Origin of the sequence: Bradyrhizobium sp. SRL28, from assembly GCF_018596315.1 — a bacterium.
Lineage (GTDB): Bacteria > Pseudomonadota > Alphaproteobacteria > Rhizobiales > Xanthobacteraceae > Bradyrhizobium.
This window is the reverse complement of the sequence record NZ_JAHEAG010000047.1, coordinates 14,520-39,048: the sequence shown is the minus strand read 5'-3', so window position 1 is coordinate 39,048 and position 24,529 is coordinate 14,520. Positions and strand designations below refer to the sequence as shown.

Sequence of the window (24,529 nt, the reverse complement as noted above, 5' to 3'; positions counted from 1 at the left end):
TTGTTCAAGGAAGCTGCAATTCCCGAAACTAATCGACCGAGGGGATCCGCCATTGCGGCCTGAACGACACGTCCCAAATTCGATCGCCACCGTTCGGAGAAGATTGAACGCGGCTCTCGTGTCCACACTATCTCGATGCCCTTGTTGCATCAGACCAATCTCACGTCGAAGTCGGTGAAAATTATGACGCAGTAGGACTAGAGCCGAATTAATCAAAAGCATCTCTGCTCCCGCGCTGGTCCGAGGACAGCGTCTGGGTGGCACGATGCATTTGTTGACTGGATTTCCGCTCGGTCCGACCCGCTCACGAGGCAGTTCCGCGGCAGCGTTCATTGGCTTACTCATGCCTGCGTGAACGATCGAATGGCCGCTTGAGGCCGAGGTTCTCTCTTAAAGTTTGTCCGGAGTACCCGGATCTGAATTTGCCTCTTCGGCGCAATTCGGGAACGACAAGCTCAACAAAATCCTTGAGTTCGCTAGGAAAGGTCGCCGGCAATACGTTGAATCCGTCAGCTGCGCGTTGATCAAATGTATCCACCATCGTGTTGGCAATTTCGTCCGGTGTTCCAACAACCATCAGATGGCCATGGCTGTCCGATATCAAGCGGATCAGTTGTCTCCAGGTGAATTTCTGGCGAGCGGCTACGTCGAGCAGCACCCGTTGGCGACTCTGGATGAAATTCGTCTGCGGTAAGCGCTCAGGGACCAACGAATCGAGGTCCATTAAACGCAAATTGGTGACCGACCCCAGCCAACGATCAGCCGCTCCAATTGCAACGTCGACGTGCGTGTACGATTGTAGCCTTTGAAGCTTATCAGACGCTTCTTGCTTGGTCCTCCCAACTATCGGAACAATGCCCGGCATGACCAGAACCTGATCATCGTTTCGCCCAAATGCGCGGGCATTCTCCTTGAGAGTTGCGTAGAACAGTTTGCCGTTTTCTGGAGAAGGTTCAGCGGTGAACACGACTTCGCCGAACTCTGCGCCGAACCTTATTCCGGAGTCGGATGCGCCGGCCTGAACCAACACGGGATATCCTTGCGGCGGCCTTGCGATGTTCAAAGGGCCTCTGACTGATAAGTAGTCCCCTCGGTGATTTAGCAAATGCAGCTTCGTGGTATCAGCGAAAATACCACTTCGCTTGTCGCGGATGAAGGCATCGTCTTCCCACGAGTCCCAAAGACCCTTGACCACTTCTACGAATTCTCTCGCTCGAGCATAGCGCTCGTCGTGATCTGGCAGTTCCTGTTCGCCAAAATTTTGGGCTTCGAACTTAGACGCCGAGGTTACAATATTCCAGGCCGCACGTCCCCGCGATAGGTAGTCAAGTGAGGCGAACATGCGTGCTAGATGGTACGGCTGGTGGTAAGTCGTCGTCGCTGTCGCGACAAGGCCAATGTCTTGTGTTCTCGATGAAAGCGCCGAGAGCAGTGTGATTGGCTCGAATCGCTCGTTTCGGCTTACGCGAGCTATGCTCGCTTGATCTGGTTCTGCCACGCTTAGATGATCGGGGAGAAATACGAAGTGAAACGCCGCTCGTTCGGCAAGCGCCGCCAGGTAAGCATAATAGTCGATATCAACTCCGCCATTCGCTGGCACGCTCGGATCGCGCCATGCGGCTTCGTGATATCCCACCGAAAGAAGCATCACTCCGAGCGCCATTTGATCATTGCGCTGCATGCCGTACCTCCATTACTGGACTATCCGCATGCATCGATTGTAGTAGATGTCGCATGTCCAACTCCTTGCAGGTGACGTCCGAGTGCCCTACGTCTGAGTCCCCAACGCTCATCAATTAGTAGGTGACATGCTTCTGCTATCTAGCAGTTTGCTGAAGAACCCCCTCGCCACGGAGGGGGCTTGATGATTCACTTTATCATCTCGAATCGGCGGAGACGATCATGCGCGGCAGGTTTACGGATCAGGGCGGCCTGTTTTCGTACATCGCGCCGGATAAGCGTGTGCCAGCGAACCATCCGCTGCGGAAGGTCCGGGAACTTGTCCGGGATGTTTTGAGTGATTTGAACCGCAGCCTTGGGAGGCTCTACGCCAGCGAGGGACGTCCTTCGATCCCTCCGGAGCAATTGCTGAGCGCCTTGCTGCTGCAGGTGTTCTACGGCATCCGCTCGGAACGCCAGTTGATGGAGCAACTGGACTACAATCTTTTGTATCGCTGGTTCGTGGGACTGTCGCCGGACGATCCGGTCTGGGACCCGACCACCTTCACCAAGAACCGGGAGCGGCTGCAGAACGGCGATGTGTTCACGAAGTTCATGACCAGGCTTCTGAACCATTCTCAGGTCAAACCACTATTGTCGGACGAGCATTTTTCGGTGGACGGAACGCTGATCGAAGCCTGGGCTTCACAGAAGAGTTTTCGTCCCAAGGACGGCAGCGGCGACGATGATGATGGCGCCAACTTCCACGGCCAGAAGCGCAAGAACGACACCCATGCGAGTACCAGCGACCCGGACAGCAGGCTTTATCGCAAGGCAGCCGGACGGGAGGCCAAGCTTTGCTATATGGGCCACGCCACCATGGAGAACCGGCATGGGCTGGCGGTGGCCGGCAGGGTCACGCATGCCAATGGCACCGCCGAACGCCGGGCTTCGGAGACCATGCTGAAGGCGAGACGCAAAGCCGCAGGCCGCCGCATCACGGCCGGTGAGGACAAGGCGTACGATACGGCCGATCATGTCGCCAATCTTCGCGCCATCGGCGTGACGCCGCATGTGACACAGAACCAGGCCGTCACCAAAACCGGCAAGAACCGCAACAGCGCCATCGACGAACGAACCACGCGGCATCCGGGGTACGGCATGTCGCAATCGCGCCGGGCGATGGTCGAGTGCATTTTCGGATGGGGCAAGCAGCATGGCACCATGCGCAAGACCAAACATCGTGGCATCGCTCGCGTCGCCGCCGACTTCCTGCTCAATCTGATCGCCTATAACCTGATCCGCATTCCCAAACTGCTTGCCGCTTAGCCACCCGCGTCAGGGTACACCCAACACCAGACTAGAAAATTACATCCAACTTCACCGCGCCGCCCAACAACGACCGATGAGAATAAGAAAACTCCCAATTTCAAGGTTTTTCAGCAGGCTGCTAGAGCGACTTTCAAGCGAGCTTTCTCTAGGCGATGCCTGAGTGCAGTGAGCCTGTTAGCCAGCTCAGTCAATTCGTGAACACCGGAATCACCAAAAACAAATTCATCGAGCGCTTCCTGTTGTGCGGCGACGCTCGCGAGATGCTTGTAAGTCTTGTCCGTCAGCGACATCTGCACGACCCTGGCATCGCTAGTGGAGGGCTTGCGCCGCAGGAAGCCTTTTTTCTCCAGCAGCTTTGATTGGGTTGTAACGAACGAAGGGTCAACGTGCATCAATTTGGACACCACGTTGACCGGAACACCGTTTTCTCTGTCCAAGTCAGCTAAAGCCATCAAGATCATCCATTGTGGACCGGTGATGCCAAGTACATTGGCCTGGAATTGGCGAAGTCCCTCCAGACACAAATTGATGGATCTGATTTCCCACACGAATCGCCGGATCACCTCCTGAATCTCAGGGGGACTCCTGCCGACCTGTCTTGTTGGGCTGGGCAAATCCGGCAGCATCGATGTCTGGAGTTCCATCCTTGAGTTTGCTTCCCTTAGCGACGAGCTGCGCACCCCGCTCGGCCGGCTGATCGTCTGCCGCAAGATCCGGGGGCACTCTTCGAAGATGTCTTCCGGAAAGCGCTTGCACCGGCCTCGCAGACCTAAATACTTCCGCAATTATCGGACAATTGGTGTGGTGAAATCCGTCGAAAGAGGCGCTCGAACGCGGAATTTAAGCGTCAACGCAGGACACGTTGCATTTATCAATATCGACATGTCGTTACTGTACAGGATCGAACGTAACCCTGTTGTACGAGCCGGCTGTTGGAGCCGGCAAAGACAATGACGCCGTGCGGCTCGAGAGCGAAATAGTGCGGTCCCCGGAACGTCAACGTTCCGTGGAATGGTAATTCTCCGTCCATAGCGAGCCAAACCAACTTTTTGGCGTGTGGTCCAATTGGCGGTGCTTGGTGCCTCATGCCCAGCGTGGTAGGCCTCTGCGAAAACCCACTCACCAAATAGGTTTCTGTTCAATCGGAGTTCGCCTTGGGACGCTTCTACTTTCACCTAAGTGCCGGCAACGAAATAACGCTCGATGAGGAAGGAACAGAGCTACCAGATTTATCTGCGGCTGAGAATGAGGCTGTACTAGCCACACGCGAGCTTTTAGCCGAAGCGATCAAGAGCGGTATGCCAGACGTTCCAGAGGTTTTGGTCATCGCGGATGAAGCTGGGCGACCGCTCGCCAGCATACCGTTCGCAACCGTTCTGCCGAGGTCCCTAAAGAAGTAGGGCGCTTCAGTTGGCGGTCTCATCATCATCCTGACAGTATTGCCGGTCGCGAAGATCCTTATTGCAGATTTATCAGGGAGCAGATCTTCCTTTTAAGGTCGGCACGATGAGGATTGGTATCTTGTCTGCCGTCATGCTGAGCATCGCGATCCTGCTATTCTAACCTATTCCGGACTACCACCTGCGTATTTGTGATCGAGAACGTGAATTGACTTGGATCAATATTGCCTGCTGCCTAAGCGCACTAGCGTTGTGCCGACTTCGAGGAGGATCCAATGCGCACTTTGGCTTTGACAATTCTGACCGTGGGTATGGCTTTGGCAGCATGGCAAGCCCGGGCTCAGACCTATGATTTTTCGCCCGCGCCTGCTGGGCCGGATAGCTACTGCTTGCAAGGGCGCATATGGGGCTATCCCGGCAATTGCCAATTCTCCAGCTACGCCCAATGCATGGCCACCGCGAGCGGTACTAACGCCTATTGCGGGATCAATCCCCAGTACGCGTTCGCGCGCCAGCGGCGCGGCGCCTATCGGGACCGATACTGAGCGGTAGTGAAGCAATATCGCAGCAAGTAGCGGTGTGATGAGATCACAGCGCGAGTTAATCGAGAACGCGACGGGGCGGCCAGTGAGAAAGGTCGTGTCCCCCGTGATGGTGTAGCTCGGTCGAGCAAAGTCATGAGCGCCGCCAGCAGGCAGTCGCCAGGGCCCAAGCGGCATCGAGCAGGGCAGGCGGGAGCACGACAGGAGGGGTCGCCGAAATCGAAGCCCAGCGCGCCACACTCGAAAAGCGGGCACAAGCCGAAGAGACCCGTTGGGAGAAGCAGAAGGAGAAGCTGGAGACCGCTCTGCGCCGGGCGGGGCAATAGCAGCGGCGAGCGGTGCCGACCGGTAGCCCTTGAAATTTTCTGGCGCCTTCGTGAATCCTGGAACACGCGGCGTTAGTTATCCTCGGTCTGGACGACTGAGGGGCAATCTCCGATGTTCGACGCCCAGACCACCGCGCTACTGCGCGGTCCTCGACGATGCCTGTCAAGGCGTGTCGCGGTACGAAACCGGCACCCGAACGCAGGTGGCCGCGAAAATCCTTGAAGCGGCAAGGCGGGGCGGGACCACGGCCGACAGCCTGAAGCGGGTCGGCCGCAAGGGGCGCTCAGCGAGGCGCCCACGATGTGGCGGTGAGAAGCCTCGGAACGATCGCCGACCGTCGCGGACGGCCGCCTTCCGGCCTCGGTGACCCGATACTCAATCTCGTCCGAGGCGAGCGGCTCCGCCTTGACGAGCTCCAGTTCGATCAGCCGTGGTCGAAAAACGGCGTGCTGGTCCAGGGCGCGGACGCGAGTCGGTTCATGAATTCCAGCTCCAGATCGGTCAGCGTCATCATCGGTTTCGATTACTCCCAGGGAGCGCCCGCCTATAATAGACGCATTTGCCGCTGCCCGCGACACGGCTGTCCAGATGAACGACACCTTCATTGTCCGCGTGTATCAGCATGGCGCGTGCATCACACGGAACCGGAGGCCGTCGATGGGACGGTCTCGGGGCGGATTGACCAGCAAGATTCATGCACTCGCGGATACCAACGGCCTGCCGTTTCGGCTGGCGCTGACGTGTGCCCCGACATTGGTGTAAATGTCTCGGCCTCTAGCAACCTCGCTTGTTAGGCTTGGAAACGCCGAAGAGCTGGTCTCTTTCACGGCCGGAATTCGCAAACCTGGATATTCTTTGTCGTCGCCGTAAGACGGCGAACCGTCCGCCGATCACGCTGGAAAAATGCGTTCTTTCGTAGCAGCAGCAGGAATAGTGCAGTGAATTCGAGTAATGTTTTATGTATTGAACGTCGAACGAAGGCAGCAATTGGCGCTCTCCTTGCGCTGCACTCGAGGATGTTTCATGCGCAATCATGATCTTGTCTCCGGCAGCCTGCTGGCACTGACCGCGGCAGGCCTCGCGCTGCTCTGCTCGAGCCTGCTCGCTTTTGCTTTCATTTAAAGCCGATGCCTTGGTCGAGTTTCGCGCCGCGTGGACGCGCGCTTTGAAATAGAGGATGGGCTGTGTCTCTGGCGTATCGCGGCTAATAGCGAGCTGACGGGATAGCATCCTGACTGATTACCAACTGCCTGTCGGGAGGGGCGGAAGCGAGGCGCCACCCGGAGGAGTAATTCATGTCTCGGCTTTCTAGATCGCTCTTGAAGGTGCTACTGAACGGCGTGAATGTATGAACCGAGATAAGCGAAAAGCGAAGCGCATTCAATTTGAACATGAGTACCGAGCCACTCTCTTGGGCGCTGATGGCACCTGGCGGCGTGATTGCGTACTCGTTGATGTTTCTGAGACGGGCGCGTGTCTTCGAATAGATGGATCGACAGATGTCCTGAGATCACGTCAGTTTTTCCTATTGCTTTCAAAGACAGGATTGGCCTTCCGGCGGTGCGAGTTGGTCCGGTTAAACGGCCAGGAAGTCGGCGTACAATTTGTGACAAGCCGGACTATTCGCACGCGCCCGACACTCCGGGCGATGTATCCAACCTCAGCCTCAGACTAGCGCTACTTTGGCAGGCTTGGCGATTGATTGGTGAAACTGGATTCCCGAATGGCGGCTCTCTTCAGCTTCCGTTTCTCCCAGTGGGTATTTTTGCGCTTAGAATTGAACACCCACTCGACATAACGGTTCACTGGGACAATCTGGCCGGGATAGGTTATTCGCGTCGGGGAAGCGTATCTTTACGCGCATGCGGTATGGTTTATTGTCAACGACGGCGAGACCTATGAACTCACTGCTTGCAATTCGATCAAACCACTCTCGCTAACATGACGGCGGCGCTTGAATATGCTTGTCGGAAGCTTCCGCCGGACCGGGACCATGAGTCCATTCGAAAATTTATTGCCGAACAGATCATCGCGGCGGCTGAGACCTCCGTTGGCGATCTGACGAGTACTGGTCTCAAGGTCGTAAACGGCTATCTTTTCCCGCCGGGGCACTCTTGGCTGAAGGCTCTCAGAGGGTAGCTGAGGCCTTCTTCGGGCAGATTTGCACCGGCGCCCTTTTTGCTTCCAGGCCCTTATCAGTCAGGCGGTAGGCTAATTCACCTGCGGTACCGCGGCTCTCGATCCAGCCTTTCGCAAGCAAGTTCTGGATAGTCTTGGGCGAGTTCGCTAGGGTGAAAGCCTTGATCCAGGCACCACCACGGAGGCGTTGCATGACCTGTCGCTCTCGATGAGTCGGAAGGTTCATTTCGCGTTCCCGACGCCCAACCACCGCGAAGAATCGTAGCATGCGACTTTCGCGGCGGATGCCGTGAATTTTTTCGCCGCTGTCCTCTTTGCGCCGCGCTTGATGCGCTTATCTTTGCATAAAACGAAATATCCCTTGGCACAATGCCGAAGCGCGGCTTAAAATGTCATTTTCGGCAAAAGCATTTTAGGCGATCCATGAACTATTCCCAAATGAAGGACGAACGCCTATTGGCGTTTTACGAGAACGTCCGTGAGCAAGTCGTCTTAGATGCTGGAAGCCGCTACCGCTTTGCTGGTGATGGGGTCCGCGCCTACGCGGACGAGCTTCGCGAAGAAATGGAAAGACGGAGGCTTCGGTTCACGCCAATTGATTGGCACCACCGATGATGGAAACCAAGATAGAGGTGCCCGCACCAGTACGCGAACTCGTCGCAATCGGAATTAATAATGCCGAAAGCGCGCTGGCGCTGTTCTTCGATGCAGTGAGTAAATTGGGCGCGCCGACCTCTGCGCAACCGCTCGCCCTGCTAGAGCGAATTGTTACCGTGCGGATGGATTACGCCCGAAAGGTTGCGGGCGCCAAAGATCTTTCGGAAGCTACCGCATTACAGTTCGCGTTTTGCCGCTCGCAAATCGACATCACGACTGATCTTATTCGTGTCGTTTCGGGTTCGGCTGACTAGTGCCAGCAAGACCATCAATCAAACGTGAGAATAGCCGGATAGCTACCGGCGCGAAGATCATCGTCGTGTTTTGTTGCGCGAACTGCAACGCAGGTTATAAAGCAACGCAATGTCGTCAGGTGTTGCAGGACGTTGGCACGTTCAGATGCCAGGTGTGCGGTGTCGAGGTCTATTCGTGGTCCGGCGACTATGACTACATTGACTGGACCGCCATCAAAGCAAAGCTGAAGCGGCGCAAGAAAAGATAATGATTAGGAATGGACTCTATTCGTTGAGCGCTACGGCACACGACGGCACAGCCGATGAAGTCGGCGGCGTCCTGATACTGCGCGATGGCCAGATACACGGCGGCGACGCCTTTGTGTTCTACATGGGGAGCTATGAGTGTTCCGCTGGAAGGTGGCAGGGTAAAATGACTAGTCAAGAACGTACCCCGACCGGGCGACCGACGGCGGCCCGGGTCCAACACATCGGATTCCTTGGCCAAGGCGGATGCAATGGCCCTCGTTGGCGAGCAAAGCGTTCGATATGAGGCAAAGTTACGCTTGTTGGTAGAGGCTTAGAAATCTGGCCGTTGTAATAGGGCCCGAACAGCGTCTTCCTTATCCGCACCCCGCTTTACGATCATAAGTCCATTCGACAGCGGTCTTTGTAGCGCCTTCCCGTCACCCCACGGCGCGCGCATCCGCACGTCGCGCTGTTCGCCCGCAGTCGAGATCACCGGCATAGCCTTTGGGTGTATCGGCTCGGCGACTGCGTTCGCCGATGTCGTCAGGAAACCGTAGACGAGGTGAGGGCCTTTGAACTCGGTCCAGATGCCAGCAAATGCGAATAGCGGCCGGCCATCATTCAGGGCAAACCAGACGACGTCCTCTTTCTTGGTCTCGGGGTTGGGCTCTGGGAGTATTCGGCAAAGCTGTTCACGGGCACCAAGCAGCGGCTGTCCGGCTTCAGCCAGCCGCGCCAGTGCGGCGGCGAGGTGTTCCGGATGTTCGTGACCGGAGGGACGGCAATCCTCGGTGGCGGCCGCATACCCCAGCGCATCATCGTTAGCTCAGTGCCGTTGTCGGTGCTGCGGATAGTCGGGGAAGACCCCCGGCATTGGGGCGAGGTTTCCAACGTAGCGATTGATCACGCGGAACAGCCGGATGATCGCTTCCTGATTTGTTGTTGTGATCGAATAGAGATTGCACATCATCAGTCTAGGTCGCCCGGCCAACAGGCTGAAGCAGGGTTATGATTTCGGGATGGTGCGTCAGACCGAAGCGATTGACCCACAACGGACTCTGGCCACCAGCGCGAGAAACTACGCGGGTATGGGCGCTCTGCGGTCCGGAGCAGTCTAGGACGCGCCTATGTAGAGTGCCGTCCAGCGTTTTCATGTATCGTCCGATTTAACCGGCGGAGATAAGAACATGCGATATGCTTTGGTCATCGCGATGCTGCTTGGGTCGACGCTGCTTGTGCAGGCGGAGCCTATCGCTCGTGACAAGTGGATCGCGCAGACTGGAAGAGCGAGCAAATCCTGCCTCGCTAAATTTCGGCAGAAATTCGGGGAAGACAAGGGCCACAATTACTCAGGCTGTGTGACAAATCAAACTAACAAAGCGATCGATGACTGCGTTGGCAGTAGTGAGTTTTCTAACTGTGTTTTAGAAAAATCGTTGAGGGTATTGGAAGCCTGCGACCTATCGAGTTGCTGAAAATACACGTCTCAGGTTGCCTTACCTAGTGCCGTGAAGGAGCCTCTCGCAACCAACGGCGGTCGCCTAAACCTCTTCGGTGTACCGCCCGTGCTCGTAGATGGCGAGAACTACCACGGGCTGCGCGAGCCCAATCCTCACGAGACCTTCGGCAACGGCCCGCATCATTGCGCGGGCGCGCACTTGTCGCGGCGAACCGTTGGCGTCATCCCGCTGCCCATGCCGTCCGAGCGTTTCCCCAACATGACCTTGCCTGATCCCGCAAATACTTCCCTTTTAGGACAACTATTTCGGATTGTGGTCAGCGTACACAATCAATCGCAATCGGATCGATCCCTGCGCCGGCATATGCGTATTGATCGATCTGATCTCCCACATGAATCGGCGGCCCACCTCCTGAGTCTCAGGAGACCTACCGCCGACCTGTCTTGCTGGGCTGGGCAAATCCGGCGGCATCGTATGTCAGGAGTTCCATCCTTCGTTAATTCCCTTAGCGCAGACCAAAAATATTGACAATGCTGTCCGCGCGAACCAATTCACAGCGCGCTCAGATCGTCCGGCACTTCGGCGAACTTCCGGATCACCTTGGCGTCAGTGAAATCGCCGATGGCTGGGTTGCCGCAGCGGCTAAAAGCGAGGCGACGAAGCCTGGCTTGCGCGAGAGCGCCTGGCTCGCATCACGGCGGCGTTCTGCAAAAAGCACCCGACGGCTTCACCGACCATTCCGTCGTCGGAATAGGCGTGCGCCATGGCCGAAAACCTTTATCCGCCAGGTGCTGCGCGCGGCCTAGAAGCCTGGACAACCGCCGCCGTCACGAGCTGCGCTTCCTGACCACCCCGCTCGGCCGACTGATCCGTGACATCCGCCGCCGGCCATTCAAAGATGCCTTCCAGAAAGCGCTCGCGCCAGCCTCGCAGATCCAAATCGGTGTGGTGAAATCCGTCGAAAAAGACACTCGAACGCGGAATTTAGGCATCAACCCGGGACCCCTTGCATTTATCAATATCGACATGTCGTTACTGTACAGAGTTAAACGTAACCCTCTTTCACGAGCCGACTGTTGGGGGTCGGCAAGGTCAATAATGATGCGATCTCAGTTCGGCGAAACAGCATAAGAGCAGGACATGGCTGGGCATTTCTACCGACTCCGCATGGGCATCTATGCGGAGACGTTGTTTCGGCGCAGCAACCGCGTGAAGCGGGAAAGGATCTGGCTGCAGTACAACGTGATGCGGCTGGGAAGCGAACTAAGGCGGTCCGAGCACTGGTCCAGTGCGGCTGGCCAGCCACAGGCCGGCATCGAAACGATGCAGCCGAAACCGTCGCCACGCTGACGTAACCCTTGTGCTGGCAAGAATGGTCCGCCTCTCCATCCGATCCAATCTTGGGGCGACTTCAGCGCTGACTCCGGAAGCAAGCCTAAGCCCCATCGATCTTTCCCTGACGAATCCCATTTAGAGATCAAAGTCGGTGTCGCCTCCAGAGAAGCAATCCAGTTTCACCTCCAAAAGCGAAAATCTGCACTATCGCTAGACCAACGAGGCCATCATGTCGGACGACAAGCCGGACGTGCGTATCCATATCGATCAGAAACCGCTTCACTCGCCGAACCCGACGACAGGCGTTGGCCTTTATGAACTCGGGCAGGTTCCCGAAGGTCAGGTGCTGTACAAGGGGGGCGAGGGTAACCAAGAAGACAGGTTAGTGCGAATCGACAGTCCAAAGATCGATCTCACACAAGACCAGCACTTCCATCGTGGTGAAGCCCCCGAAAAGCATTACGTCATTATCGTCAACACCGACCCCGTCGTCGTCGATCATGATGTCTTGACGTTCGATGAACTCGTGAAAATCGCCTTTCCGGTTGTGTGTCCAGCGAAGGCTGGCATGTTCAGCAGGAGACAAACCTGCCGGGGTAGAAGTCAGAGCCCCGTAGTTTGGATGGCAGAGGTGATGGAAACTGAAACTCTGAAGCCTATCGACGAAGTCTTCCGTGGGAAGGCTACGAGTCACCGGGCCGTAATAAAAGTGAACGCATTGTGGCCTCGAAAATGAGTATCCCCGAGGGCCGAGCCTTCAACCGGAGGGCGAAGGCCGCATGAGCAGCCGAAGACTGACCGATACGGATGTTCACCTCGGCGGGGTGGAAGCGACAGCACGGTGACAAGGACATGCTAAGCAACTGGAGAAGCCCTCCTCGTCCCGGCGCGAAATCGTCGGAGCAAGGTAGGCCGTATAACCGGCGAAACCGGGAAGTCGGCCGAAGACGAGAGGGTGGCGGCTGGGTCCGTAGTAGCGATGAAGCGGAATAATGTCCGCGGAGCGAAGGGGCCCTGCCATTTGCAATGTCTCCAACATAGGGGAAGGCAAGGACGAGATGACAAAGGCGTCCATTGATTTGCAGGACCTGAGGCGGAGAATATACGTCAAGGCGAAGGCTGAACCGTCCTGGCGGTTCTGGGGACTATACGTCCACGTCTGCAAGATGGAGACCCTGCGCGCTGCGTATGAGATGGCCAAAAGGAACGATGGGGCACCGGGAATAGACGGGGTCACCTTCGAGGCCATCGAGGCGCAAGGCGTGGAGGCTCTGCTCGAGCAGTTACGGGACGAACTGATCGGGCGCACCTACCAGCCACTTCCCGCGCGGAGGCAGGAGATCCCGAAGGACGGGGGCAAAGTCCGTGTCCTTTCGACTCCAGCGATCCGTGACAGAGTGGTGCAAGGCGCGCTCAAGCTCATACTCGAGCCTGTCTTCGAGGCGGATTTCCAACCGGGATCGTTTGGATATCGTCCCAAGCGGACAGCTCATGATGCGATCAAGCGAGTTGCCGAGGCGATAGTCCGGCGGAAGACGCGGGTCCTCGACTTTGATCTGCGCGCCTACTTTGACAATGTTCGGCACGACCGGCTGTTGGCGAAAGTGGCGCAGCGGATAGATGACGCGGACATCATGCACCTTCTGAAGGTTATGCTGAAGGCTTCTGGCAAGAAGGGCGTTCCACAAGGCGGAGTCATCTCGCCCTTGCTCAGCAACCTTTACCTCAATGAGGTGGACAAGATGCTGGAGCGGGCGCGGGAGGTCACGCGCAATGGCAAGTACACCTACATCGAATATGCGAGGTTCGCTGACGATCTGGTGATCTTGATCGACGCCTACAAGCGACATGACTGGCTGGTCGGGGCGGTGGACAAGCGGCTTCGGGAGGAGTTCGGCAAGCTGCAGGTTGAAATCAATGATGAAAAGAGCCGCACAGTGGACCTTGAGCGCGGTGAGTGCTTCGGGTTCCTGGGCTTTGAGTTCCGCTACCTCCGCGGTCTAAGCGGAGCGATGCGGCCGCATTACACGCCCAAGCTCAAAAAGCGGACGGCGCTGGTGCGGGCGCTCAAAGAGGTGTTCGGCCGACACCGGTCGCAACCGATTGAACGGGTGATTGCCCTGATCAATCCGGTGCTACGGGGATGGGTGAACTACTTCGCGGTGGGGCATTCCAGCGAGTGCTTCAGCTTCATCAAAGACTGGGTGGAGAGGAAGGTCAGGCGCCATCTGGCGCATGCTCAGAAACGAAAGGGCTTCGGCTGGGAACGATGGAATAGGCGGTGGCTGTACGACACTCTAGGGCTGTTCAACGCTTATCGAGTGCGACGCGACGGGCCGAAAGTCGCCCCAGCAGGATAGGTCCCATAAGCTTTGGCGTGAAGCAGATGGGGGCGCGCAATGCGGGAAATCCGCACGTTGCGTGCGACGTGGAGGGGGCTGGAGACGTGGTGTGGGTCGGGACCCCCGGGCCACACCGGCGCGCCAGCCCTCGACCCTACCTGCCGACCGGGCAAGACCCGGAATTCACGGTGAGCTTCGAACACGCAAAGAGTGTCCCGCATCACGGTGACCTTCCTCCAAACGGCACGGTTACCGTGAGAAAACATGGCACCATTTTCGATGTCGATCATACCAATCGATCGTAGCTCCGATTTAGAACTGTTGCGCAGGGAGGGATATAACGTCCAGGTAACGGGCGCCGGCTACCTGGTCGTTCACGACGTCCCCTATGTCAACAGCAAGCGTGAAATCGCGGTCGGTGCGCTGGCATCGAACCTCGATCTTGCTGGCGACGTTACGGCTCAGCCGCAAGATCACACGGCCAAATTTATCGGCGAATATCCTTGCGACAGTAACGGTAAGCCGCTCGAAGTTCTGAAGCATCAGAGCGGATCGTACGATGTTGGCCACGGGTTCGTCGCCCAACATTCCTTTTCCCGAAAGCCGGCGCGCGGGCACTATGAAAATTACCATGAAAAGATGACGGCCTATGTCGCGCTCCTCGGTAAGCACGTTGCTGACATAGACCCTTTGGTCACAGCGAAAACTCACAAGGTCATCGAGCCTGAGGACGACAACTTACCATTCAATTACCTCGATACTGCGTCCGCAAGAGCGGAAATCAACACAATTACCGCGAGGCTTGCGGAGGATGCGATCGCAATCGTCGGGGTTGGCGGAACCGGATCGTACGTGCTCGATATGGTCGCCAAGACTCCCGTCAAGCAGATCCATATTTTTGATGCCGACCGCTTCTTGACACACAATGCTTTCCGGGCGCCAGGCGCACCCGAAATCGAAGATTTGCGAGCGCAGCCGCTCAAGGTGGAATACTTCGCGTCGATTTACGCCCGTATGCATCGTGGAATTATTCCACATCCCATCCATATCGATGCGACCAACGCGGATAAGCTAGGCAGCATGTCCTTTGTCTTCCTTTGCATGGAAGGAGGAGCTGCGAAGCGCGCGGTCGTGGACAAGCTGGAAGCGCTCGGGACGCCGTTCGCGGACGTCGGAATAGGCTTGTATGCCAAGCGAAATTCAATTGGCGGTATGCTCCGCAGCATCCTTAGCTTACCCGACGCCCGAGAACGCGCGCGGTCTCGCATATCGTTCGCCACGGACGACGCAAATAATGAGTACGACAAGAATATCCAAGTTGCCGATCTCAATGCACTTAACGCGTGTTTGGCTGTAATCGCTTGGAAGAAGCTGCGTGGCTTTTATTTCAACTTGGGTAAGGAGCGTTTTGTCTCTTATACAATTGCAAATAGCCTTCTCGCGAAGGGTGATTCCATATGAACAGGATCGATGCCATCCGGCCCGAGCTCGTCGAGCGCATACCCAAAGTTCTCGACAACGGAGTTATTTACATCTCCCTCAAGTTCCGCACGGCGGCGCATAACTGCTGTTGCGGATGTGGCACTAAGATCGTGACACCGCTCAAGCCCGGCCGGTGGCGGCTAGAAACTGAGGACGGGGCCGTAAGCCTAACTCCGTCCATCGGCAATTGGAGCGCGGGCTGCCAGTCGCACTATTGGATCAGGGACAATTGCATAGAATGGGCGCCCGCGTTTACCCCGAAGCAGATCGCGGCCAACCGGGCCAGCGACCAGCGCGCGCGCCAGCAGGCTCATACCGAACGCTACAGGAGAGAACGAGGCTTCTGGGGACGTCTTTGGGACGCAATCAAAGGTCTGTGGCAAGCGTTTATGAACTGGTTCTGATGTCATTCGACGAGTACGCTCCGCGTGCACGCGCGAACAACATCATGTTGTCACTCAGGTGAATTTCCAGGTCACAGTCCTGAAGATCCTGCTGAGCTATCCGGACGGCTTCGCAAGGATGGCGGAGCTTAAGCGCGACATGGCCATTTTAGCGACGAGCGGTCGGGACTGGGCCGAGCGCACCAAGAGCTTGGCCGCCCGTGTGCCGAACCTCGACATCTTTTCGCAAGAACTCGTTGAGCGCATGAACGGTGGCTGGCGCATCACCGAAAAGGGACGTGCCTTCCTCAATTTCATGGAAACGCGCCCGATGGCTGCGGAGGTGCCGGTAGAGACGGAGGTGGCCGCTCCCGAGCAACCGAAGCCGATGAAGCGCAATTGCCTCCCGTCGAAGCAGGCCGGCTGACGGCATGAACGTCAGCACCTACCTCGTGCGGCCGGCAAGCGAAGACGCGCAACCAGGTCTTGCCCTGCGCTCTTCGCTCGCAGTTTCGGATGGACGCGCCCCACCTCGGCCTTTGGCTCGCAGGTGAGGGAACGCGAAGATGTCCCCGCTAGGTCGAAGGGCCGAACTACCCATCTTCGCTGTCTACACGGCTTGCCGCACGCGAGCGGTTTCTTCATCATTCCCACCCTGAAAGGGATCGAACTCACCTCTGTCTACCTCGCCGGCCTGGGGTCGATGCGGTCAGCCGTAGATCGCCTCCCTGCTGTTCGGCGCGCATGCGCCAATCTTCGAGGACAAGGCGCGCGGTCGTGAGACCGCTGGGCATGACAGAGTGAGAGGAGCGCCCAACTTCGCCGTCACGGGTTCATAGTCGCGAGAGAGGCTCGCGACAGCCGTCGCGGAGAATCGCCTTCACTTGTCGGTTTCTGCTGTCCCGATTTTTTTGTTCAATCGGCTGCACAAGCTTGATCAGCGACATAAGGGATTTTGTCGCGAAAGCTTACGGGGCGTGATTTTGCTCGTTTGAGCTATCTTCAAATCCTTCGAATGCATCCCGGACAACGGCCTCGATGCTGGCAACCTCATCGTCCGTTAGCTTCTCGAATTCGCGCTCCCTTCTTTTCTTGGAAAGCACGCCCTTGTTCTGCCGGATGAACAGAAGCAGGTCGTCTGCAAGGCGATCCGGCATTTCAACCGTGTCCATGATTTTGCGGCGGGCTTCGTCGTGACGGCGCAGATAATCGATTTCGTGCGGCAGATCGTGCTCCACCGTTCTCTTGACGCACTGATACAAAAATTCCGCTTCGTCGGTGCAATCGAAATAGCAGTAGAGGTCGGCGGTATCGTTCAGCACTTCGACATTCCTGTCCGATGTCGGTTTCCAGTCGATAAACTCCATCAAGGGCCCGGAATGGGACTGCAGGGTAGTGCGGTAGTCATCAATCCGGTCGAGCATGACGGACGACACCGGAAACACTATGCCTGGCGGCGTGAATTTCCGCTCCGCCAGAACATGGTGGATGAGGCAGCGATGCAGGCGTCCGTTGCCGTCCTGAAGCGGATGGACATAGACGAACCCGAAAGCTGTGCTTGCCGCTTGTAGAACGGCATCAATCCCGTCATCGCGCATACGCGCGTTAGCGTCGATCAGGCCTTTCATGAGGCTGGTCAGGTCGTCCGGTCTGGCGCCGATGAACTCAGGCAGCGGATTGTTCTCATGGTCTCGCTCACCCAGAAAAACGCCATCTGGCCGAAGGCCTGGATGAATGAGCCGGGTGTCTTCGATGAGGACGCTATGTAGCCGCACGATCTCTTCAAGGGTCAGAGCATGCTTGCCTGCCTGCACGACAGCGCGTCCCCACCGCTCCAGCCGGTTCCTGGGCGGGCGTTCGCCTTCGATCTCGAAGCTTGCGCGGCTATCGGCGAGCAACAGAAAACTCGCGGCGCGGGAGACCACATGGCCGCCGGTACGCCCGACGGTCTCGCGGGCCTTTTCCGCAAGACCACTCTCTGTGAGGGCAACGAGCGCGGAAGTCCTTCGGATGACTGGGCTGAAATCTTTCGTTCCGAGCAGATTGTTGCGAACGCGGTGCCGTTTTGACAGCTTGGGCTTGCCTGTGAAATAAGCCTTCGGGTCGAACAAATCGACAGCTGCGACGTTCGGGGTATCCGGAATGTCGAGCGTCTCGCCAGTTAGCATTTCGTAGAGGAACCAGACCCGGCGCGCGGGCACACCGGTTGGTGCCGCTGTGACGAAGTCACGGATTTCTGCCTTCGGGACCGCCTTGAACACGCGCTTGAGCACGAGGAGATCGAGGTCTTCGTGGCGCAGGGCAAAGGTGAGGTGATCTGCAAAATTGTCGCCGGGCCAATATCTCTTGTCGAACAGCCGCCAGTCGCCTTCATCCCGGTGGCTGCCACGGATATGCTTTTCCGACACGGCGCTAGGCCGACGGACGGGTGCCGCAACCGATAGTATCTGGACCAATGCTGACAGCCCGACGAGTTGGGTCTCGGTAGGCAGTGCCTTGCCTTGGAAAGCCTTTGTCTCCGCAAAGTTCAGCCGCATGGTCGAAAATCCATATGGAATGTCGAATTTTGCCGCTAAAATAGTAATATTGTCGAAAACAACTTACCGGCTCTCGGGTCGAAAATCAACCCAATTTGTCATTTCCTGGCTCAAAGTGATCCGAAATGTCGAAAATCGGGCTAATTGGCAATAATTTGCCAAAAAGAGGCTTCGTGAGCGAGGGCTGGATATCCCTGCTTTCACTCCCGGCTAGCAATGGATCCGCCTCGAACTTGGCCCTTCTTGCTAAGCCTCGCTGAGCAAAAAAGGCGGCCATCCTCAAACTGGCTGCACACCCCTAACATCGATGCGACAATTCATGGCCAGCCAAACACCGGCCATGAGCCCTCGGCCTCGTTCTCGACGGTGAAGTGAAAATCCCTCAGGCGGCTCGTTTCAAGCATCCTCAGCATGTCCGAAAACTCGCCGCGCGTGAGGGGCTGAGAGACGGAAGATGCTCCCCCTTAAAGAGATGGCCCGCGTCCGGAAATTCCGTCACGGCAAACCAATCCGATCGCTTACTTGGCGACTACGTTTCGAGTCCAACGAAACTCGCTTCCGCAAACGCACTTCTCTGTGCCGGTATCTGTTCGGTGCTTCCAACAGTCGCCAAAACTTGGTCGTACAAAACGGACACACAATCTCATCACGGCCATATGTGTTCGGGTAGTCGTCTGTGAGGTCGTACTGCTCTTTCCCTATCGGTTGTTCGAGGTCATACGGTCTTGGTGCGAGCTTTTCTTTACGAGTTCCTCAATCCACTCTGCGCCAAGTTCTCGGAACTCTGCTTCGGCGAATGACGAAATCAGTATCATCTCGTCTTGACCTACGACGCGGACGTAGTTCGGCCCCATCGGGCATCCATTGTGGCCCAGTAATCCCAAGTACATTGGCCTGGAATTGGCGAAGTTCCTCCAGACCCAAATTGATCGATCTGATTTCCCATACGAATCGTCGGATCACCTCCTGAATCTCAGCAGCGCCACTGCCGACCTGTCTTGCTGCGCTGGGCAAATCCGGCGGCATCGATGTCAGGAGTTCCATCCTTGGTTCGTTTTCCCCTTAGCGCAGATTAAAAATGGGGACAATGCGGGTCACCCGAACGCAATTCTGAGCGCGCGGACCGTTGGGCAATTCGCCAAACTCGCGATCACCTTGACGTCGGTGAAACCGATCGCTGGGTCGAAGCCAACACAAGTGCATAATCGGCCTGGTGAAATCCGTCGAAAATGACGCTCGAAAGCGGAATCTAAGCGTCGAGGGGGCACGCGTTGCATTAAACAATATCGACAGATCGTTACTATCGAGCGTTTAGCATGGCCCTCTTCACGACCGGGTTAAGCCCATCTCAATTCGGTGAAACAGTACAGGAGCCGTACATGGCTAGCCATTTCTACCAAGTTTGCATGGGTGCGTATGGGGAGACGTTGTTTCGGTCCAGCAAGCGCGACGCGCGGCAAGCGATCTGGTTACAGTACAACCTGATGCGGCTTGGGAGCGAAGCGTGCGGTCCAAGCACAGTTTCCACTGGGAGCGCACGTCGGCCTATTGGGCCGCTTCTGCCATTAATTTGAAGCCGTAGAGCCGCACCAGAGTTTGCGCGAGTGCAATTTCTGGTTTAGGAGCCCGCTTGATTACCTGGATGAAGAGTAATTGTCTGTGCGTTCTGGACTTATATTTTTGATATTTGTGGTGGGGCTAATAGCACTGCTGTATTTGCCCGAGCCTGAGAACGACGACACTGTTTTAGTTTGTTCCGTCGCGTGTCCCAATTAGGACAATGCCACAATTTCAGATGCCGGCCCGTCCATCGCACATTCCCAGCTACTCTTGGGAACGTTACCTACATAAAAGTCGATGCTCCCGTCCTTAAGCCGCGCCTGGACGGTCTGATACGTGAGGCCTTCGACAATATGCAGATTGACACCAGGGTATCGTTTGCGGAAAGCACTGAGCATGCGCGGCAGCATCGCGACGTGAGGCACCGTGGAAAGACAGGCCACGACGCTTCCATCGACGCCCCCCCCGGTGCCGCTGGATTTCCTCGCGGGCGCGGCCCAATTCACTTGCGGCGATGCGGGGGCGGCGCAGGAAGATCTTGCCCATAGGCGTAAGTACTGTGCCGCGCTTGCGTCGCTCGAAAAGGGCGGTGCTGAGTTCGTGCTCTAGTTGGCGGATGCTCCGGGTAATGGCGGATTGCGCTATTCCTAGATGACGCGACGCAGCTCGAAGACTCCCCTTGTCCGCCACAGCGATCATATCACGAACCTGATGCAGCTTCATGGCGTGTGATGCCTCGCAGGTATCACACGAACCATTCTGTCATCTAGGTGAAACACAGCGATCTCCTTACTATCCGTTGAAGTGCCGAGCGATCGCGGAGGTTGATGTTTGAGTCTTTCTGGTTGGGGGGCTGTGCGAGCTTTAGATTTGCATTCTGAGTTCGGGCCCACTGCGCGGTTCTTCCTAATCTGCGGAGGAGGTGCGCAGTCTGCGCCGGAAGCTGGCGTGATGGAAGCCCGGAACAGGAATACGGAAAAACTGAACGCTGGCTCCCGAAGGAAGTCGGACCATTGCGTATCAGAAAGTAAAAGGGGGGATGGTGCGAAGATCAATCGGCCGATGCCTGACTAGCCAGTGCCGATCGCGCCACCGGCCATGACCTGGGAATTTTTACTGTTGGACCTAGCCAAGGGTGCGATCACCACCCTGACGGTTTCGACGGCAGGCATCGTTCTGGGCATGCTCGCCGGCCTTTTCCTAGCCTTGGTACGCGTCGGCCGCGTGCCGATTGCCGCGCAAACCGTCGCAGCCCACACCAGTCTTGCGCGCGCCGCGCCGATGGTCACGCTCGCGCTTCTGGTTTTCTTCGGATTGCTGAGTATTGGCCTTGCCATGTCGCCGCCGGTCGCGGCGATCGTAGTCATTGCTATTAACACTTCTGCGTTCCAGGCCGAGATCTGGCGAGCGTCGCTGCTCGATTTTCCGACGGGCCAAGTCGATGCCGCCCGCGCGGTAGGCATGACGCGGGGGTTGATCTTCCGGCGCATTGTGTTCCCGCAGGTGTGGCGCGCGAGCATGCCGGCGATCGCGAACGAGCTTACCCTTGTCATCAAAGGGAGCCCAGCCGTTGCGGTCATAGGCGTCGTCGACCTCACGCGCGTGGCGGTGCGCTGGTCCACGCAAACCTATCAGCCGATTGTGCCCTTCCTGACTGCGGGTGCTATCTACGTGCTCGCCGTCATGTGCCTGCTGCTCGTCCAACGTTACATGGAGCACCGCATTGTCGAACGTTACGGGGTCCTTTGATCGCGAACTTTGGCGCAGTTCTTGGGGAGTGGCGCACCCTCGGAATCGGGTTCCTCAACACCGTCTGGATATGCGCGCTCGCCGGCGCGCTATCGTTAGCACTCGCCGCATTCGTGTCGACGCTGCTGGTATCGCGGCGGAAGCTGATCCGGCGCGCCGCGCAAGGCGCCGTGGACCTGCTGCGAGCGCTCCCGTTCCTCGTGCTGCTCTTCACCGTGTACTATTGCCTGCGCGTGATCGGCGTGAGGCTGTCGGCTTGGATTTGCGGACTGGCGGCGCTGGTCGTGTACAACACTGCGTACTTCGCCGAAATCCTGCGCGGCGCTTGGGCACACATGCCGCGAGAGCAGGAGGAGGCCGGGCGCGCCTACGGCTACTATGGCCTTGGGCTCTACGGGCGGATCATTCTTCCGCAGATACTTATCGCGTCCGGCCCGGTGCTCGGCAATCAGATGATCACGCTCGTTAAGAATTCAGCCTTTCTGATGATGATAACAATTCCCGATCTCACTTCAATGGCGAACTTGGTCCAAGCCACCTACTATATCCCATTCGAGACTCTACTCGTCACGGTTGCCCTCTACTGGGTAATCTGCTCCGCAATCGAAGGGATTGTGCGCGCGACGGACCGCGTCGCGGTGGTGCGTAGCCATGAGTGAGCCCGTCGTTGTCGCGCAACAGATCTGCAAGAGCTTCGGCTCGCTGCGAGTGCTCCGGGAGGTCGATCTTGAAGTGCGGGCCGGGCGGACGCTTTGCATTCTTGGGCCGAGCGGCTCGGGTAAATCAACGCTGCTCCGCTGCCTGAACTTTCTCGAGCGACCGGACGAGGGAGCGGTGTTCCTGCGCGGCGAGCGCGTCGGCTTCTCGCGCACGGCCGCCGGTCAGGAGCGTCAGATGACCGATCGCGAACTGGCGCGCATGCGTACACGCATGGGCATGGTGTTTCAGCAGTTCAATCTGTGGCCGCACCTCACGGTCCTAGGTAACCTCATCGAGAGTCCGATTCATGTGCAGCGTCGGCCCAGGGACGAGGTCGTGGCGGAAGCCACACTCTTGCTGGATAAGATAGGCCTACGCGACAAACGTGACGCCTATCCGAGCCGGTTGTTGGGGGGCCAGAAGCAGCGGGTGGCCATCGCTCGCGCGCTGGCGATGAAGCCCGAGGTGCTGTTGTTCGATGAGCCGACCAGTTCGCTCGACCCAGAGCTGGTCAGCGAGGTGCTCGGTCTCATGCGCGACCTCTCCCGCGAAGGCCAGACGATGATTGTGGTTACCCACGAGCTCGCCTTCGCGCGCGAGGCGGCGGACGAAGTGTTGTTCATGGATAAGGGGTCGGTAGTGGAAACGGCGCCGCCCAACAAGTTTTTCGGCAGCCCGGACACCCCGCGCGCCAAGCAGTTCTTGCAACGTTTTGTCTAGGTTGTCCAAGATTGGAGGAATGGAATGACGATTGCGCAGACGATCGTGGTACCCGCATGCTCGGGCAAAGCGGTGAAGCTACAGGCTGGCTGGAGCGTCAAGCTCATCAATACGCTGGGTAGCCAAGTGGTAGACGCTTGGGCATTCCTTGCCGACGACCTGACTGAGCACATGTCAATGGAACACACCCGCGCCATGATCGGCCGGGTCAGCCCAAAAAAGGGCGATCTGCTCTATTCCAACCGTCGCACGCCGCTGCTCAAGATGACTGAGGACACTTCTCCCGGAGTGCACGACACGTTGCGCTGCGCCTGCGATCCCTTGCGCTACAAGATGTTCGGCTACGAGAACCACGCGAGCTGCGCAGAAAATCTGAAGACCGCGTTGCTGGAGTTCGGGTTGCGCGCACCCCACTCTCCCTGTCCATTTAATATCTTTGAGAATTGTCCCGTGAGCCCCGACGGGACGCTGGAGGTGATCCCGCCGCCGGTGCAGGCCGGCCAATATGTGCTGCTCACGGCCCAAGTGAATACGATCGTTGTGTTCTCCGCCTGCCCAATGGATATCTTACCACCAACGGCGCCGACCGCATCCCGAAGCCCGTCGCCTACGAAGTGATCAGGAACTGACGCCATGTTGCTGATTCGGGACGCCGACTACGTGCTCACGATGGTCGTCAAGCGGCGGATACTGGAGCGTCACTCGCTCCTGGTTGAAAACTAGCGCATAGTAGATCTAGGGCCGTCCTCGGAACTTGACGCCCGCCATCTTGAGCGTTGTCGCGCCGCGGGCACGGTCCTCGAGGCCCGCTGGTCATTCCGGGCTACGTCAACACCCATGTGCATACCTTCGAGCACCTCAGCCGGGGGCTCATTCCGGACGACCTCTCGACGCAAGCATGGGGCGCCCCGTATGCGCGCCCATTCTACGCAGCGCCTACAGAGCAGGAGGCTTATGTCTCGGCCCGACTCGCCTGCCTAGAGATGCTCCGCAGCGGTACAACCTGCTTCGTGGGCGTGAACATTCTTGTTTCGCACGGTCACCTGGACGCGGTGGCGCAGACAGTCGGCGAAAGCGGAATGCGAGCAGTGCTGGGACGCGGTGTGTTTGATCTGTTACCGAAAACTCCGGCGCCGGCCATGTTGCCGGACTTGCAGGAGCGCGTGCTTTCGCCGTCGGCCGGTGCAGCGCTTCAGGAAGTGGCTTCGCTTCTGGACCGCTGGACCAGCACCGCTGGCGGTCGCATCCGAGCATGGGCATCCATCTATGGTCTGTTGTCCCATTGCTCCGACGAGCTGTTCGCCGGGCTGCGAGCACTCGCCGATCGCTACGGAGTCGGCATGGCGTTCCACATGGCGTCGTCGATCGAAGAGGCAAAGGCGGTCGAAAAACGGGTGGGCACGTGGCCGATCACGCAGCTCGACAAGCTCGGCGTTCTCTCGCCAAACTTGCTACTTACGCATTGCACCGCGGTCACCGATCGCGAGGTGGAGCTCCTGAGCGGGGCACGAAGGTCTCGTTCTGCCCCGGAGCCGCGCTGCGCCTGGCGAAGGGAGTCACCAAAATCGGCAAGATCCCCGAGATGCTTCAGGCTGGCGTCACCGTCTCACTAGGCGCCGATGGCGTGTCCTCTAGCGGCACCTTTGACCACGCGCGCCTAGCCGGGATCACGGCCGGCCTCTTCAAGGACGCGCGTGGACGTCAACTTGGTCCCCGCCGAGACG

The 24,529-nt window shown here is 57.6% G+C and carries 22 protein-coding genes and 3 pseudogenes; 17 read left to right on the top strand and 8 right to left on the bottom strand.

Going from position 1 to position 24,529, the window contains the following annotated elements:
- Positions 1–337: 337 nt before the first annotated feature.
- Complete coding sequence (locus tag KIP88_RS39715; RefSeq protein ID WP_214493578.1) at positions 338–1,681, bottom strand: LLM class flavin-dependent oxidoreductase; 1,344 nt, start codon at positions 1,679–1,681, stop codon at positions 338–340.
- Between the two features lie 221 nt (positions 1,682–1,902).
- Between KIP88_RS39715 and KIP88_RS39710 the strand changes: the two genes are divergently transcribed.
- Entirely contained in the window at positions 1,903–2,988 is a 1,086-nt protein-coding gene (locus KIP88_RS39710; protein ID WP_214493577.1) for an IS5 family transposase, read from the top strand.
- A 110-nt stretch (positions 2,989–3,098) separates the two neighbouring features.
- Here the strand turns inward: KIP88_RS39710 and KIP88_RS39705 are convergent, their stop codons facing one another.
- Positions 3,099–3,617: a MarR family winged helix-turn-helix transcriptional regulator gene (locus KIP88_RS39705; RefSeq protein WP_214493581.1), complete on the bottom strand. Its 519-nt coding sequence runs from the start codon at positions 3,615–3,617 to the stop codon at positions 3,099–3,101.
- A 528-nt stretch (positions 3,618–4,145) separates the two neighbouring features.
- Here KIP88_RS39705 and KIP88_RS39700 point away from each other — a divergent pair.
- The 4 genes and pseudogenes from KIP88_RS39700 (at position 4,146) to KIP88_RS39685 (ending at position 6,935) form a co-directional block, all read left to right on the top strand.
- The gene (locus KIP88_RS39700) at positions 4,146–4,391 is read left to right on the top strand and encodes a hypothetical protein (protein ID WP_057900968.1); all 246 of its coding nucleotides are present in this window, start codon (positions 4,146–4,148) and stop codon (positions 4,389–4,391) included.
- 275 nt (positions 4,392–4,666) lie between these two features.
- Positions 4,667–4,936 (top strand): DUF3551 domain-containing protein, encoded by a 270-nt coding sequence (locus KIP88_RS39695; RefSeq protein ID WP_082656128.1) that lies wholly within the window; start codon positions 4,667–4,669, stop codon positions 4,934–4,936.
- 879 nt (positions 4,937–5,815) lie between these two features.
- Positions 5,816–6,001: pseudogene (locus KIP88_RS39690) on the top strand (IS5/IS1182 family transposase); the annotation flags it as partial.
- Between the two features lie 607 nt (positions 6,002–6,608).
- Complete coding sequence (locus KIP88_RS39685) at positions 6,609–6,935, top strand: PilZ domain-containing protein (RefSeq protein ID WP_082656127.1); 327 nt, start codon at positions 6,609–6,611, stop codon at positions 6,933–6,935.
- Positions 6,936–7,388: 453 nt separating this feature from the next.
- Here KIP88_RS39685 and KIP88_RS39680 read toward each other — a convergent pair whose 3' ends face one another.
- Positions 7,389–7,625 (bottom strand): hypothetical protein, encoded by a 237-nt coding sequence (locus tag KIP88_RS39680; RefSeq protein ID WP_214493576.1) that lies wholly within the window; start codon positions 7,623–7,625, stop codon positions 7,389–7,391.
- A 385-nt stretch (positions 7,626–8,010) separates the two neighbouring features.
- Between KIP88_RS39680 and KIP88_RS39675 the strand changes: the two genes are divergently transcribed.
- The gene (locus tag KIP88_RS39675) at positions 8,011–8,310 is read left to right on the top strand and encodes a phasin (RefSeq protein ID WP_214493575.1); all 300 of its coding nucleotides are present in this window, start codon (positions 8,011–8,013) and stop codon (positions 8,308–8,310) included.
- Positions 8,311–8,503: 193 nt separating this feature from the next.
- On the opposite strand, the gene KIP88_RS47125 is transcribed toward KIP88_RS39675, so the two are convergent.
- Both KIP88_RS47125 and KIP88_RS47120 read right to left on the bottom strand, forming a co-directional pair.
- The gene (locus KIP88_RS47125) at positions 8,504–8,734 is read right to left on the bottom strand and encodes a hypothetical protein (RefSeq protein WP_249791372.1); all 231 of its coding nucleotides are present in this window, start codon (positions 8,732–8,734) and stop codon (positions 8,504–8,506) included.
- 135 nt (positions 8,735–8,869) lie between these two features.
- A pseudogene (locus KIP88_RS47120) lies at positions 8,870–9,505 on the bottom strand (SOS response-associated peptidase family protein).
- Between the two features lie 1,633 nt (positions 9,506–11,138).
- Here KIP88_RS47120 and KIP88_RS39665 point away from each other — a divergent pair.
- The 6 genes from KIP88_RS39665 to KIP88_RS39640 all read left to right on the top strand — a co-directional run bounded on the left by KIP88_RS39665 (position 11,139) and on the right by KIP88_RS39640 (position 15,967).
- A complete protein-coding gene (locus KIP88_RS39665; RefSeq protein ID WP_214493573.1) occupies positions 11,139–11,348 on the top strand; it encodes a hypothetical protein in 210 nt (69 codons plus the stop codon).
- Between the two features lie 214 nt (positions 11,349–11,562).
- Complete coding sequence (locus KIP88_RS39660; RefSeq protein ID WP_214493572.1) at positions 11,563–12,069, top strand: hypothetical protein; 507 nt, start codon at positions 11,563–11,565, stop codon at positions 12,067–12,069.
- Positions 12,070–12,391: 322 nt separating this feature from the next.
- Complete coding sequence (gene ltrA / locus KIP88_RS39655; protein ID WP_214493571.1) at positions 12,392–13,693, top strand: group II intron reverse transcriptase/maturase; 1,302 nt, start codon at positions 12,392–12,394, stop codon at positions 13,691–13,693.
- A 246-nt stretch (positions 13,694–13,939) separates the two neighbouring features.
- Positions 13,940–15,136, top strand: a complete 1,197-nt coding sequence (locus KIP88_RS39650; RefSeq protein ID WP_249791371.1) for a ThiF family adenylyltransferase — start codon at positions 13,940–13,942, stop codon at positions 15,134–15,136.
- Positions 15,133–15,561 (top strand): DUF6527 family protein, encoded by a 429-nt coding sequence (locus KIP88_RS39645; protein WP_214493570.1) that lies wholly within the window; start codon positions 15,133–15,135, stop codon positions 15,559–15,561. The genes KIP88_RS39650 and KIP88_RS39645 overlap by 4 nt, the downstream gene beginning before the upstream one ends.
- Positions 15,562–15,619: 58 nt before the next feature.
- Positions 15,620–15,967 carry a hypothetical protein gene (locus tag KIP88_RS39640; protein WP_057849681.1) on the top strand — a complete coding sequence of 116 codons (348 nt, stop codon included), beginning with the start codon at positions 15,620–15,622 and terminating at the stop codon, positions 15,965–15,967.
- A 541-nt stretch (positions 15,968–16,508) separates the two neighbouring features.
- On the opposite strand, the gene KIP88_RS39635 is transcribed toward KIP88_RS39640, so the two are convergent.
- The 3 genes and pseudogenes from KIP88_RS39635 to KIP88_RS48700 form a co-directional block, all read right to left on the bottom strand.
- Entirely contained in the window at positions 16,509–18,077 is a 1,569-nt protein-coding gene (locus KIP88_RS39635) for a Fic family protein (protein WP_214493569.1), read from the bottom strand.
- Positions 18,078–19,849: 1,772 nt separating this feature from the next.
- A complete protein-coding gene (locus KIP88_RS48705; RefSeq protein ID WP_374226569.1) occupies positions 19,850–20,080 on the bottom strand; it encodes a LysR family transcriptional regulator substrate-binding protein in 231 nt (76 codons plus the stop codon).
- Positions 20,081–20,186: 106 nt separating this feature from the next.
- A pseudogene (locus KIP88_RS48700) lies at positions 20,187–20,360 on the bottom strand (LysR family transcriptional regulator); the annotation flags it as partial.
- 396 nt (positions 20,361–20,756) lie between these two features.
- Between KIP88_RS48700 and KIP88_RS39620 the strand changes: the two are divergent.
- From KIP88_RS39620 to KIP88_RS39600, 5 genes are all read left to right on the top strand, one after another.
- On the top strand, positions 20,757–21,386 hold the full coding sequence (locus KIP88_RS39620) for an amino acid ABC transporter permease (RefSeq protein WP_214493566.1): 630 nt from the start codon (positions 20,757–20,759) through the stop codon (positions 21,384–21,386).
- The gene (locus tag KIP88_RS39615) at positions 21,323–22,045 is read left to right on the top strand and encodes an ABC transporter permease subunit (protein ID WP_308163748.1); all 723 of its coding nucleotides are present in this window, start codon (positions 21,323–21,325) and stop codon (positions 22,043–22,045) included. Before KIP88_RS39620 ends, KIP88_RS39615 begins: the two co-directional genes overlap by 64 nt.
- Positions 22,038–22,805 (top strand): amino acid ABC transporter ATP-binding protein, encoded by a 768-nt coding sequence (locus tag KIP88_RS39610; RefSeq protein ID WP_214493564.1) that lies wholly within the window; start codon positions 22,038–22,040, stop codon positions 22,803–22,805. Before KIP88_RS39615 ends, KIP88_RS39610 begins: the two co-directional genes overlap by 8 nt.
- Positions 22,806–22,829: 24 nt before the next feature.
- The gene (locus KIP88_RS39605) at positions 22,830–23,423 is read left to right on the top strand and encodes a DUF1989 domain-containing protein (RefSeq protein ID WP_249791369.1); all 594 of its coding nucleotides are present in this window, start codon (positions 22,830–22,832) and stop codon (positions 23,421–23,423) included.
- 158 nt (positions 23,424–23,581) lie between these two features.
- On the top strand, positions 23,582–24,418 hold the full coding sequence (locus KIP88_RS39600; protein WP_249791368.1) for an amidohydrolase family protein: 837 nt from the start codon (positions 23,582–23,584) through the stop codon (positions 24,416–24,418).
- The last annotated feature ends 111 nt before the right edge of the window (positions 24,419–24,529 follow it).